This window comes from Streptomyces sp. SD15, assembly GCF_054462255.1.
This window is the reverse complement of record NZ_JBTLMO010000026.1, coordinates 27,332-39,519: the sequence shown is the minus strand read 5'-3', so window position 1 is coordinate 39,519 and position 12,188 is coordinate 27,332. Positions and strand designations below refer to the sequence as shown.

Here is a 12,188-nt window from a genome sequence, read left to right as displayed (position 1 = left end):
GTTGTGTCGAGCCACCCTGTACGGCACTTCCGCCCCGCCAAGAACGCCTCCCCACCAAAACCCGTACCGCCCCTACTGCCGCAACGCCCAGCCCCGCTCCCGCAGCGCAGCGCTCAGCACCGGCGCGGTCTTCGGCTCCACCATCAGCTGAACCAGCCCGGCCTGCTGCCCGGTGGCGTGCTCGATGCGTACGTCCTCGATGTTGACCCCGGCCATCCCCGCATCGGCGAAGATGCGGGCCAGCTGGCCGGGCTGGTCGTCGATGAGGACGGCCACGATCTCGTACGTCCGCGGAGCCGAGCCGTGCTTGCCGGGAACCCGGACCTGACCCGCGTTGCCGCGGCGCAGGACATCCTCGATGCCACCGGCCCCCTCCTGACGCTTGGCCTCGTCGGCGGACTGGAGCGCACGCAGGGCCCGCACCGTCTCGTCGAGGTCGGCGGAGACGTCCGCGAGGAGGTCGGCGACCGGCCCCGGGTTCGCGGAGAGGATGTCGATCCACATCCGGGGGTCCGAGGCCGCGATGCGGGTCACATCGCGGATGCCCTGTCCACAGAGCCGTACCGCCGCCTCCTCCGCGTGCTCCAGACGCGCGGCGACCATGCTCGACACCAGGTGCGGCATGTGCGAGACGAGGGCGACCGCCCGGTCGTGGGCGTCGGCGTCCATGACCACGGGGACCGCTCGACAGTGCGACACCAGCTCGAGCGCGAGATTCAGCACCTCGGTGTCCGTGTCCCGGGTGGGCGTAAGGACCCAGGGACGACCCTCGAAGAGATCACCCGTCGCGGCCAGCGGACCCGACTTCTCGCGACCCGACATGGGATGCGAGCCGATGTACGCGGAGAGGTCCAGGCCGAGCGCCTCCAGCTCACGGCGCGGCCCGCCCTTGACACTCGCCACATCGAGGTAGCCGCGCGCGACGCCACGCCGCATGGCGTCCGCGAGCGTCGCGGCCACGTGCGCGGGCGGGGCCGCGACGATGGCCAGGTCGACCGGCCCTCCGGGTGCCTCGTCCGTGCCGGCGCCGAGCGCGGCCGCCGTACGGGCCTGCTGCGGGTCGTGGTCGTCGAGGTGGACGACGACGCCGCGCGCGGTCAGCGCCAGGGCCGCCGACGTGCCGATCAGCCCGGTTCCGATGACGAGAGCGGTTCTCACTGGGCGATGTCCTTGCGCAGCGCACCCGCGGCGCCCAGGTAGACGTGCGCGATGTCGGCCCGGGGCTGGTCGGACTCGATGTGCGCGAGGACTCGTACGACCCGCGGCATCGCGCCCTCGATGTCCAGCTCCTGCGCGCAGATCAACGGCACGTCGACGATGCCGAGCTTGCGTGCCGCGGCCGCCGGGAAGTCGCTGTGCAGATCGGGCGTCGCGGTGAACCAGATGCTGATCAGGTCGTCCGTAGTGAGCCCGTTCCGCTCCAGGATGGCGGTGAGCAGCTCGCTGACCTGCTCGTCCATGTGCCCGGCCTCGTCCCGCTCCAGTTGGACGGCGCCCCGGACCGCTCGTACCGCCACGGTGATACTCCTCGCTGCGCTGATCTACGTACTCGTCTTGTCACACCAGCGTAGTCAGCCCGCAACGCGTGAGTGCGCGGCGCCCGTCTGACGAGACGGGCGCCGCGCACCGGGCACGGTTCAGACGTTCTGCGCCTTGATGAGGTCCTCCAGAGAGCCGCCGGAGGGCATCTCTCCGCTCGGGGTGAGCTTGTCGACCACCTGGGGCAGGGACTGCGCGATCTGGGACGAGGCCTCCTGCGGGCTGACGCCGCTCTGCTCCGCGACCTTCTGGAGCGTCTCGTCGGGCAGCGCCTGCGCGATCTGCTCGCCGCTGACCGGCTTGTTCTCGCCGGTGCCGACCCACGACTGCGCCTGGTCCATCAGACCGGACTTGGTGAGCATGTCCAGGAGTCCACCGAGTGGATTGCTACCGCCCTGCCCGCCGGCCAGGGACTGGAGCAGCGAGCCCAGGATGTTGCCCGCGCCGGAACCGCCGCCGGAACCGCCGCCGGAACCGCCGGCGGCTCCGGCCTGGCCGCCTCCACCGAGGAGACCGCCGAGCAGGCTGCCGAGATCGTTACCCGCCATGGTCACGCCTTTCGAAAGTGCGGCCGGGGGCAGGTCACCGCCTGGCCTCAGACCATGCCAATGTCACTTGAATCGCCCCATTCCGCCACTTGTAGTGAGAACGCACCAGTGTGCCTCTGGACGCCGGGGCGCAGGTCCGCTCTCATGGCAGGAGACTCGCCCCGGGGGAGGCTCGTATGAAGCGTCCAGGACCCCTGCTCACCCTTCTCGCGGGGCTGCTGCTCGGGGTGTTCATGCTGTCGCTCAACGCGACGACGGGGACGAAGAGCGCGTCTTCGTACCAGGAGCCGTCGCCCAGCGCCACGGCACCGACGAACGCGCCGGCCACGAGTACGCCGCCGTCACCGACCCCACCACCCCCATCGAAGAGCGCCACCCCCAACGCCGACTACGCGGGCCGCACGGACGACGACTCCTCCGCGGTAGCCGTCTCCGTCCGCGACGGCAGGGCGATCGCGTACTTCTGCGACGGCCGGGACAAGGAGTCGTGGCTGAAGGGCAACGTCAAGGACGACGGCACCATGAAGCTCTCCGGCAAGGACGGCGCCAAGCTGAACGGCACGCTCGAGGCGGGCAAGCGGATCCGCGGCACCGTCGACCTGGACGGGCAGCGCTACGCCTTCACCGCCGACAAGGCGATCAGGCCGTCCGGGCTCTACCGGGCGACGGCCACGGTGCGCGGCGCCAAGCTCGACGGCGGCTGGATCGTGCTGCCCGGCGGCAACCAGGTCGGCATCCTCAACCGCGACGGCAAGCCCTCGGCGGCACCCCGGATCGACCCGGAGACCGGCGCCGTGACGGTCGACGGACAGACGCTCACCGCGCGACCCGTCACCCCCTGACCCCCTCTCATGTCCCCCTCTCACGCAGGGAGCCGACCATGACCGTGGACCCGAATGCCGCCACTCAGGGCTTCCCTTCCCCCCAGCCCGCCCACCGCCGCCCGCACCCGGCCCGCTATCTGGTTCCGGCCCTGGTCGCCGCGGCGGTCGCGGTCGGCCTCGGCGTGTACGGCAAGGAGCACGACCCGACGGGGACCGCCTTCAATCTCGCGGGGTTCAGCAGCACGGGCGCGGTGAAGTCCTGGCTGGCGACAACGGCGTTCGCCTTCGCGCTCGTCCAAGTCGTCTCGGCGTTCATGGTGTACGGGAAGCTGCCGGGGCCGAGTTGGGCGCCGGTGCTGCACCGCTGGTCGGGGCGGGTCGCGTTCCTGGTGGCGGTGCCGGTGGCCGTGCACTGTCTCTACGCGTTGGGCTATCAGACGTACGAACCGCGCGTGCTGTGGCACTCGCTTCTAGGTTGCTTCTTCTTTGGGACATTTAGTGCCAAAATGCTCCTGCTCCGTTCGGAGCGACTGCCCGGCTGGCTGCTGCCGATCGTGGGAGGACTCGTCTTCGTGGTCCTCACGGTCGTCTGGCTGACGTCGGCTCTTTGGTTCTTTCGCACGTTCGGAGTAACGACATGACAAAGTCCCCCGCGCGGCGCACGGTTCTCGGATCCGGCGCGGCAGTTCTCGGCACAGGCGCGGCAACACTGCTCGTGGGCTGCAGCAATTACGACGACAGTGACAGCGGCAGCGACAAATCCCCGGCACCCGCCTCGCCGGAAGCGGCTGTCACCTCGGCGGCACCCACCACTTCGGCTGCGGCGGCCGCCGGCACGGAACTCGCCAAGACGTCCGACATCCCCGTCGGCGGCGGCAAGATCTTCAAGGACAAGAAGGTCGTGGTCACCCAGCCCACGGCGAACGAGTTCAAGTGCTTCTCGGCGGTCTGCACCCATCAGGGCTGCACGGTGGGCAGCGTCGCGAACGGCTCCATCGTCTGCCCCTGCCACAACAGCAAGTTCAGCATCGAGGACGCCTCGGTGCAGGGCGGCCCGGCCACCAAGCCACTGCCCGCGGAGCAGATCACCGTGGAGGGAAATTCGATCCTCCTCACCTGATCCGGCGCATACGCTCCGGGACATGGATGCCGAGGCCCTGGTGCGCGACCACACGATCTACTCCTGCGTGATGGGTTCGCGCGCCTTCGGCCTGGCCACGGACGCCAGCGACACGGACCGTCGGGGCGTGTTCCTCGCCCCGACCCCGCTCTTCTGGCGCTTCGAGAAGCCGCCGACGCACGTCGAGGGCCCGGCCGAGGAGCAGTTCGGCTGGGAGCTGGAGCGCTTCTGCACCCTCGCGCTGCGCGCCAACCCGAACATCCTGGAGTGCCTCCACTCCCCCGTCGTCGAGTACGTCGACGACACGGGCCGCGAACTCCTCGCCCTCCGCGAGGCCTTCCTCTCCCGCCAGGCGCACGACACGTTCGCCCGTTACGCCCTGGGCCAGCGCAAGAAGCTCGACGCGGACGTCCGGCAGCACGGCGCCCCGCGCTGGAAGCACGCCATGCACCTCCTCCGCCTCCTGATGAGCTCCCACGACCTGCTGCGCACCGGCGTCCTGACGATCGACGTCGGCGACCAGCGTGAGCCCCTGCTCGCGGTGAAGCGCGGCGAGGTCCCGTGGCCGCGGGTGGAGACCTGGATGGCCCGCCTGGCGACCGAGGCGGACGAGGCAGCCGTCCGCAGCCCCCTGCCACCCGAGCCGGACCGGGCCCGCGTCGAGGCCTTCCTGATCCGGGTACGCCGCGCCTCAGCCCTCCGAACCGCCCCGGAAGCCCTCCAGACGAACCCGGACGACGAAGTCGTGCAGAGCGTCGTAGGCGGCCGGAGCGTCCGGCAGCGCTGAGGTGTCCTGCGCCGCGTCCAGCAGGCCGTGCAGCCGCTCCACGTCGTCCCCCACGCGCGCGTGGTCGATGTCCGCGGCCCCGTGCTCCCGCTCCGCCTTCGCGGCGATCAGGTCGGGCAGATACGCGGGAGCCCCGGCCTCCCCGAGGAGCGCGGACAGATCGGCCTGCACCTCGCCGCTGCGCATCAGGTGGATGCCGGTGAGCAGCACCCGGAACGTGTAGAGCAGCGGCTTGAGTTCACCGGTCTTCTCGAAGAGCCGCCACTGCGTCGCCGCGAACCCTCGGTAGTGGTGGGCGTGATGACTGGTGAGGACCCCGGGGGCGAGCGAGACCAGTTCGCGGTGCGCGTCACCGGTGTGCACGACGAGCGGCGAGAGCAGCTGCTCCAGCACATAGCCGTTGCGCCGCAGCATCAGTCGTACGAACTTGCGCAGATCGTGGGTGACGAGGTCCATCTCGACCCCGTCCCGGTCCCACATCCTGGACCGGGTCTCCGCCGGCTCGCGCAGCCCGACCAGTTCAGCCGCAGAGAGCAGGTGCACCCCGCGCAGGTCGACGTCCGAGTCGCGCGAGGGGAAGCCGTACAGGTGCGCCCCGGAGACGGTGGCGAACAGCACCGGATCGGGCTGCTCCGCCACGACTGCCCTGAGGTCGATGTCGAGAACGTCGGTCATCTCTCAAGCGTCCCAGAGCGCCCCCAGCGACATGAGGTCGCTCTGGTACTCGATGCGGTCGGCCCACTCCGTGGGCCAGACGTCCGAGCCGTGGTGCGCGCCGGCGAACGCGCCGGTGAGGCAGGCGATGGAGTCGGAGTCGCCGGAGGTGCAGGCGGCCCGGCGCAGGGCGGTGACGGGCTCGTCGACGAACAGCAGGAAGCAGAGCAGGCCGGTGGTGAGCGCCTCCTCGGCGATCCAGCCCGCGCCGGTGGCCAGGCAGGGGTCGGTCTCCGGCGAGACGGTGCGCACCGCGTCCCGCAGCCGGTCCAGGGCGTCCAGGCACTCGTCCCAGCCGCGCTCGATGAAGTGCTCCGGGGTCGGGTCCTGGCTGTGCGTCCACAGGTCGCCGAGCCAGCGGGAGCGGTAGACGCTGCGGCTCTCGCGCGCGTACGACCGCAGGAGTCCGACCAGTTCCGTCGGCTCGGCGCCCTGGGCCAGGAGCCGGATCGCGTGTGCGGTGAGGTCCGAGGCGGCGAGCGCGGTGGGATGGCCGTGGGTGAGCGCCGCCTGCAACTGAGCGGCGCCCGCCCGTTGTTCGTCGCTCAGCCCCCGGACCAGCCCGACGGGCGCCACCCGCATGTTCGCGCCGCACCCCTTGGAGCCGATCTGGCTGGCCTCCTGCCAGGGTCGCCCCTCGGTCTTCAGGAGATTGCAGGCGACGAGGCAGGTGCGGCCGGGCGCACGGTTGTTGTCGGGCGACTGATACCAGTCCACGAACTCCTCGCGCACCGGCCGTTCCATCCGCGCCGGCCCGAGCAGACCGCGGTCCATGGCCGTACGCAGCCCCCGCCCCAACGCCAGGGTCATCTGCGTGTCGTCCGTGACGATCGCGGGCCTGGGCAGCGCCATCTCCCGCCAGGGGCCGCACTTGGCGAGGATCGACGGCACGTCGTTGAACTCGGTCGGAAACCCCAGCGCGTCACCGAGGGCGAGACCGAGCAGGGACCCGGTGGCGGCGTGCTTCGCGAGCGTCGGGGTGGTGGTCATGAGGGCCGTCCTTCCGAACGGGGACGCAGCAGGGGCGGGTGCAGGGCGGTGGCGCCGCCCGCGCGGTAGAGCGCGGCGGGTTTGCCGCGGCCTCCGGTGAGGCGGGCGGCCCCCGGGACCTGTTCGACGAAGCCCGGCGTGGCGAGGACCTTGCGCCGGAAATTCGGCCGGTCGAGCGGGGTGCCCCACACGGTCTCGTAGACCTGCCGCAGCTCGCCGAGGGTGAACTCGGGCGGGCAGAAGGACGTGGCGAGACAGGTGTACTCGAGCTTGGCGCCGACGCGGTCGTGGGCGTCGGTGAGGATGCGGGCGTGGTCGAAGGCGAGCGGACCGGGCGCCGGGTACGGCAGCCACCGGGCCTGCGCCGCGTCACCGCCGCCGCGCGGCTCGGGAGGGTCCGGGAGGAGCGCGGCGAACGCGACGGAGACGACCCGCATTCTCGGGTCGCGGTCGGGTTCGCTGTAGGTCCGCAGCTGTTCCAGATGGAGGCCGGAGACGTCCGACAGGCCGGTCTCCTCGGCGAGCTCGCGCCGGGCCGCCGTCTCCGCGGACTCGTCCGGCAGCACAAAGCCACCGGGAAGCGCCCAGCGGCCCGCGTACGGCTCCTGCCCCCGCTCTATCAGCAGCACCTGGAGCTCGCCCGCGCGGATCGTCAGGACAGCCAGGTCGACGGTGACGGCGAAGGGTTCGAAGGCGTATTTGTCGTACCCCTGGGGCGCGTGGCCTTCCCGTGCGAGCACCCTCTCCAGCCCCATCCCACCGCCCACCACTAATAGTCACTACGACTATAAAGAGGTCGGTGGGCGCCCACAACCCCCTGAGCGCAGGAACGGCGGCAGCGGCGACGGCACGCGCGTCGCCAGGGGCCCTCAGGGGCCCTCAGGGGCGCCGACGGCCACCGGAGCCTGCCAGGGGGCCATGGGGATGCCCGGGTGGGCGTAAGGGCCCTCCAGGGCCCCCAGGCCCCAGGGCGGCGGCGAAAACGAAGCGGCCGGTCCCGCACCAACTCCGGGACCGGCCGTCATACGCACGCAGGCCTAGAGGTCGACCTCCTGCATGAGCATCCCGACCTCGGTGTTCGACAGGCGGCGCAGCCAGCCCGACTTCTGGTCGCCGAGGGTGATCGGGCCGAAGGCCACGCGCACGAGCTTGTCGACCGGGAAGCCGGCCTCGGCGAGCATGCGGCGCACGATGTGCTTGCGGCCCTCGTGGAGGGTCACCTCTACGAGGTAGTTCTTGCCGGTCTGCTCGACGACCCGGAAGTGGTCCGCCTTCGCGTACCCGTCCTCCAGCTGGATGCCGTCCTTGAGCCGCTTGCCCAGGTCCCGCGGGATCGGGCCCACGATGTGCGCGAGGTAGACCTTCTTCACGCCGTACTTCGGGTGGGTCAGCCGGTGCGCCAACTCGCCGTGGTTGGTGAGCAGAATGACGCCCTCGGTCTCGGTGTCGAGCCGCCCGACGTGAAAGAGCCGCGTTTCGCGGTTCGTCACGTAGTCGCCGAGGCACTGACGGCCCTCGGTGTCCTCCATGGTCGACACGACACCGGCGGGCTTGTTCAGCGAGAAGAACTGGTACGACTGCGTGGCCACGGTCAGCCCGTCGACCTTGATCTCGTCCTTCTCGGGGTCGACGCGCAGCCCCTGCTCCAGGACGATCTCGCCGTTGACCTCGACCCGGGCCTGCTCGACCAGCTCCTCACAGGAGCGCCGGGAACCGTAGCCCGCGCGCGCGAGCACCTTCTGCAGGCGCTCACCCTCCTGCTCGGCACCCGGGAAGGTCTTGGGCAGCTTGACGTCCGGCTTGCCCGCGTACCGGTCCCGGTTGCGCTCCTCGGCCCGCGTCTCGTACTCGCGGGAGCGCGCGGGCTCCGTACGGCCGCCGCGCTGCTGCCCCTGCTTGGGACCGCCCTTGGCGCCGCCGCGCGCCGCCGTGCCGCGCCCGGACTTCGGGCCTTCGTGGGACGCGGCGGGGCCCACGTCGTAGCGGCGCTCCTCGGGGCGGGGCTTGCCGGCACGCTTCGGCTTGTCGTCGCGCTTCGGCTTGTCGTCGCGCTTCGGCTTGTCGTCGCGCTTTGGCCTGTCGTCGCGCCCGTTCCCGGCCCCCCGGTAGTTACCGCGTCCGCTGCTGTTCCTACCGCTACCGCTACCGCTGCCGCTGCTTCGCATCAAAGTTCCGTCTAGTCGTCTGCGTCGTCTGTCCCCGGAGCATCGGGAGCATCCGGATCGAACGACGGAACACCTTCCTGCGTCTCGGCCTCGATCGCGTCCGCCTCAGGGAGGAAGGGCGCGAGCTCCGGGAGCTCGTCCAGGCCGCGCAGGCCCATTCGCTCCAGGAAGTAGTTCGTCGTCCTGTACAGGATCGCACCTGTTTCGGGTTCCGTGCCCGCCTCCTCGACCAGACCCCGCTGCAAGAGGGTGCGCATCACGCCGTCGCAGTTCACTCCGCGGACCGCGGAGACCCTGGAACGGCTGACCGGCTGGCGGTACGCGACGACCGCCAGAGTCTCCAGAGCCGCCTGGGTGAGCCGGGCCTGCTGCCCGTCCAGGACGAAGCGCTCCACGGCCGCCGCGTACTCGGGCCGGCTGTAGAACCGCCATCCCCCGGCGATCAGCCGCAGCTCGAAGCCACGCCCCTGCACCGTGTACTCGTCCGCCAGCTCGCGCAGCGCGCTCGCGATCTGCCGTCTGGGCCGCTCCAGGATCTTTGCGAGGTGCTCCTCGGTGGCCGGCTCGTCCACGACCATGAGGACGGCTTCCAGGGCGGGCTTGAGCTCGAGGTCGGCGACGGTGCGCAGGCCTGCCGGGATCTCGGTGGTGTCCTCGCTCACGCCTTCTCCTCCTTGGCCGGCTCGGGCGGCCTGTCGAACTCGTCCGTCACCGTCGGCTGCGCGTCCCCGGCGCCGCCCGTCCAGCGCACCACCAGGTCCCCCAGCGCCTCTTCCTGGTCGAGGGCGACGGCCTTCTCGCGGTAGAGCTCCAGAAGGGCCAGGAAGCGCGCTACGACGGTGAGGGTGTCGTCGACGTCCGCCACGAGGTCGCGGAAACTGGCCTCCCCCGCCTCTCGCAGCCGCGCCACCACGATCTGGGCCTGCTCCTGCACGCTGACCAGCGGGGCGTGGATGTGGTCGACATACACCTGCGGCTTGGGCCTGGGCTGCATCGCCTTCACGGCGAGCCTGGCGAATCCTTCCGCCCCGATGCTGATGACCACCTCGGGCAGCAGCTCGGCGTGATGGGCTTCGAGGCCGACGGTACGGGGGTAGCGGCGGGCCTCCTCGTCGAGGCGGGCGTTGAAGATGTCCGCGATCCGCTTGTACGCCCGGTACTGGAGCAGCCGCGCGAAGAGCAGGTCCCGCGCCTCCAGCAGCGCCAGATCGGCCTCGTCCTCGACCTCGGCGGCGGGCAGCAGCCGCGCGGCCTTCAGGTCGAGCAGCGTGGCGGCGACGACCAGGAACTCGGTCGTCTGGTCGAGGTCCCAGTCCGGCCCCATCGCCCTGATGTGCGCCATGAACTCGTCGGTCACGCGTGACAGCGCCACTTCCGTGACATCCATCTTGTGCTTCGAGATCAGCTGGAGCAGCAGATCGAAGGGCCCCTCGAAGTTCGCGAGCCGCACCTTGAAGACCCCGTCACCGGGTTCGGCGGGGACTTCAGCTGAATCTTCGGGCTCAGCGGCAGCTCGGGGTTCAGCAGGAACCACCAGGTCCGCGGGAATCAAGGGGTCCGCAGTAGGCGCGGCCTCCGCAAGAACAACCGGGTCCGCAGGACGCGCGGCCTCCACAAGCGGCACGACCGGTTCCTCGACGGGAGCCGGAGCAGCCCCCGGCCCTCTCCCCAGCGCACGCCGACGACCGCCGGAGCCGGCGGGGACGGACGTGTCGTTCGAGGTCATAGCCGTCGCAGGCTACCGCTACCGCCCGCGCAGTCTTCGTACGAGGATGCTCGCGTCCCCGCGGGATTCAAGATCGGCGAGTACGACGGCGACCGCCTCACGCACGATCCGCCCGCGGTCGACCGCGAGCCCGTGCTCCCCGCGGAGCACCAGCCGGGCGTGCTCGAGGTCCATGAGTTCCTCGGCGGACACGTACACCGTGATCTTCTCGTCGTGCCGCTCCCGCCCGCTGGGCCGCCGGTTGGCGGCGCGGCTGCGCTTGTTGCGGGACTGCTGCCCGGCGGCAGAACCTTCCTGCGCCGTCTGAGGTCGCCCGGAGCGCTCCTGAGCCGCACCCCGGCTGCGGGATTCTCCCCCATCGGAGTCGGCGTCGGCCGCGACGTGTTCGTCGCCCTCGCCGTCACCGCCCCGCACGGGCACCGACTGCGGCGCGTCCTCCGCGGCGGCGGCCGCGTCGCTCTCACCGGCCGGAGCCGGCACCCGGGGCTCGCCGTTGGTCCGGCGATTGGGGGTGGATGCCTGGAGCGCCGTTCCCCCGGTGGTACGGAACAGTTCGTCGGCCCCCGGCAGACTCACTCGGCGTGACACCGGGCGAGCACCTCCCTGGCGAGCTGGCGATAGGCGGCGGCACCGACGGAGTTGGAGGCGTACGTGGTGATCGGCTCACCGGCGACGGTGGTCTCCGGGAAGCGGACGGTCCGGCCGATCACCGTGTGGTAGACGTGATCGTCGAACGCCTCGACCACGCGCGCGAGGACCTCACGGCTGTGCACGGTCCGCGAGTCGTACATCGTGGCGAGGATGCCGTCGAGCTCCAGCTCGGGGTTGAGCCGCTCCTGGACCTTCTCGATGGTCTCGGTGAGCAGCGCGACACCGCGCAGCGCGAAGAACTCGCACTCGAGCGGCACGATCACCTTGTGGGCCGCCGTCAGGGCGTTGACGGTGAGCAGGCCCAGCGAGGGCTGACAGTCGATCACGATGTAGTCGTAGTCGGCCATCAGCGGCTTCAGGGCGCGCTGCAGCGTGGACTCACGCGCGACCTCGGACACCAGCTGCACTTCGGCGGCGGACAGGTCGATGTTGCTGGGCAGCAGGTCCATGTTCGGGACCGCCGTCTTCAGGAGCACCTCGTCGGCCGCCATGCCCCGCTCCATGAGCAGGTTGTAGACCGTGAGGTCGAGCTCCATCGGGTTGACGCCGAGGCCCACCGAGAGGGCGCCCTGCGGGTCGAAGTCGACGAGCAGGACCCGGCGTCCGTACTCCGCGAGCGCGGCGCCCAGATTGATGGTCGACGTCGTCTTGCCGACGCCGCCCTTCTGGTTGCACATCGCGATGATCGTCGCGGGGCCGTGGTCGGTCAGCGGGCCGGGGATCGGGAAGTACGGCAGCGGGCGTCCGGTCGGGCCCACGCGCTCGCGGCGCTGACGGGCAGCGTCGGGCGCGAGCGTGGCCGCGTACTCCGGATCGGGCTCGTACTCGGCGTCGGGGTCGTAGAAGTGCCCCTCGGGCAGTTCGTCGTAGTCGGCGAAGTGGGTGCGGTTCTCGCCACTTCCGTTGCCGGCCATGGCGTTCACGTGATGGCCATCCATGCTCTGGTGTGCTGTCTGAGTCATCCTGGGACTCTTCTGGGCTGCGAAGGTTCGGACAGCGACGGAGCCGACAGCCTCGAGCCCCGTGGGGCCCTGGCCCCGCGTCGGCATTCCTGGTTGACCACCCCCGGGAGTAAATGTCGACTCATTCACAAGTCGTCTTACCTCCTTGGTGACCAGGAAACT

General features: G+C 70.7%; 15 protein-coding genes. 4 read left to right on the top strand and 11 right to left on the bottom strand.

Annotation, left to right across the window (positions count from 1 at the left end):
• Window positions 1-72: 72 nt before the first annotated feature.
• From ACX28W_RS24870 to ACX28W_RS24860, 3 genes are all read right to left on the bottom strand, one after another.
• A complete protein-coding gene (locus tag ACX28W_RS24870) occupies window positions 73-1,158 on the bottom strand; it encodes a prephenate dehydrogenase (protein ID WP_459001558.1) in 1,086 nt (361 codons plus the stop codon).
• A complete protein-coding gene (aroH, locus tag ACX28W_RS24865) occupies window positions 1,155-1,517 on the bottom strand; it encodes a chorismate mutase (protein WP_362068630.1) in 363 nt (120 codons plus the stop codon). Before aroH ends, ACX28W_RS24870 begins: the two co-directional genes overlap by 4 nt.
• A 120-nt stretch (window positions 1,518-1,637) precedes the next feature.
• The gene (locus ACX28W_RS24860; protein WP_459001557.1) at window positions 1,638-2,087 is read right to left on the bottom strand and encodes a YidB family protein; all 450 of its coding nucleotides are present in this window, start codon (window positions 2,085-2,087) and stop codon (window positions 1,638-1,640) included.
• A gap of 176 nt (window positions 2,088-2,263) precedes the next feature.
• Here ACX28W_RS24860 and ACX28W_RS24855 point away from each other — a divergent pair, with 176 nt between their 5' ends.
• Genes ACX28W_RS24855 through ACX28W_RS24840 form a run of 4 tightly spaced genes read left to right on the top strand, consistent with a single transcriptional unit; the run spans window position 2,264 to window position 4,818 of the window.
• Window positions 2,264-2,929 (top strand): hypothetical protein, encoded by a 666-nt coding sequence (locus ACX28W_RS24855; RefSeq protein WP_459001556.1) that lies wholly within the window; start codon window positions 2,264-2,266, stop codon window positions 2,927-2,929.
• Between the two features lie 38 nt (window positions 2,930-2,967).
• Window positions 2,968-3,552: a DUF6529 family protein gene (locus ACX28W_RS24850; RefSeq protein ID WP_459001555.1), complete on the top strand. Its 585-nt coding sequence runs from the start codon at window positions 2,968-2,970 to the stop codon at window positions 3,550-3,552.
• Window positions 3,549-4,031 carry a Rieske (2Fe-2S) protein gene (locus tag ACX28W_RS24845; RefSeq protein ID WP_459001554.1) on the top strand — a complete coding sequence of 161 codons (483 nt, stop codon included), beginning with the start codon at window positions 3,549-3,551 and terminating at the stop codon, window positions 4,029-4,031. Before ACX28W_RS24850 ends, ACX28W_RS24845 begins: the two co-directional genes overlap by 4 nt.
• Before the next feature lie 22 nt (window positions 4,032-4,053).
• The gene (locus ACX28W_RS24840) at window positions 4,054-4,818 is read left to right on the top strand and encodes a nucleotidyltransferase domain-containing protein (protein ID WP_459001553.1); all 765 of its coding nucleotides are present in this window, start codon (window positions 4,054-4,056) and stop codon (window positions 4,816-4,818) included.
• On the opposite strand, the gene ACX28W_RS24835 is transcribed toward ACX28W_RS24840, so the two are convergent.
• The 8 genes from ACX28W_RS24835 to ACX28W_RS24800 all read right to left on the bottom strand — a co-directional run bounded on the left by ACX28W_RS24835 (window position 4,723) and on the right by ACX28W_RS24800 (window position 12,113).
• Window positions 4,723-5,493 (bottom strand): nucleotidyltransferase domain-containing protein, encoded by a 771-nt coding sequence (locus tag ACX28W_RS24835; RefSeq protein WP_459001552.1) that lies wholly within the window; start codon window positions 5,491-5,493, stop codon window positions 4,723-4,725. The two genes, ACX28W_RS24840 and ACX28W_RS24835, sit on opposite strands and share 96 nt — an antisense overlap.
• Window positions 5,494-5,496: 3 nt before the next feature.
• Window positions 5,497-6,522 (bottom strand): ADP-ribosylglycohydrolase family protein, encoded by a 1,026-nt coding sequence (locus ACX28W_RS24830; protein ID WP_459001551.1) that lies wholly within the window; start codon window positions 6,520-6,522, stop codon window positions 5,497-5,499.
• The gene (locus ACX28W_RS24825; RefSeq protein WP_459001550.1) at window positions 6,519-7,277 is read right to left on the bottom strand and encodes an NUDIX hydrolase; all 759 of its coding nucleotides are present in this window, start codon (window positions 7,275-7,277) and stop codon (window positions 6,519-6,521) included. Before ACX28W_RS24825 ends, ACX28W_RS24830 begins: the two co-directional genes overlap by 4 nt.
• A 282-nt stretch (window positions 7,278-7,559) precedes the next feature.
• On the bottom strand, window positions 7,560-8,687 hold the full coding sequence (locus tag ACX28W_RS24820; RefSeq protein WP_459001549.1) for a pseudouridine synthase: 1,128 nt from the start codon (window positions 8,685-8,687) through the stop codon (window positions 7,560-7,562).
• 11 nt (window positions 8,688-8,698) lie between these two features.
• Window positions 8,699-9,349 (bottom strand): SMC-Scp complex subunit ScpB, encoded by a 651-nt coding sequence (gene scpB, locus ACX28W_RS24815; RefSeq protein WP_459001547.1) that lies wholly within the window; start codon window positions 9,347-9,349, stop codon window positions 8,699-8,701.
• A complete protein-coding gene (locus ACX28W_RS24810) occupies window positions 9,346-10,413 on the bottom strand; it encodes a segregation and condensation protein A (protein WP_459001546.1) in 1,068 nt (355 codons plus the stop codon). The genes scpB and ACX28W_RS24810 overlap by 4 nt, the downstream gene beginning before the upstream one ends.
• 18 nt (window positions 10,414-10,431) lie before the next feature.
• Complete coding sequence (locus ACX28W_RS24805; RefSeq protein WP_459001545.1) at window positions 10,432-11,001, bottom strand: hypothetical protein; 570 nt, start codon at window positions 10,999-11,001, stop codon at window positions 10,432-10,434.
• On the bottom strand, window positions 10,986-12,113 hold the full coding sequence (locus ACX28W_RS24800) for a ParA family protein (protein ID WP_362068589.1): 1,128 nt from the start codon (window positions 12,111-12,113) through the stop codon (window positions 10,986-10,988). The genes ACX28W_RS24805 and ACX28W_RS24800 overlap by 16 nt, the downstream gene beginning before the upstream one ends.
• Window positions 12,114-12,188: the final 75 nt, after the last annotated feature.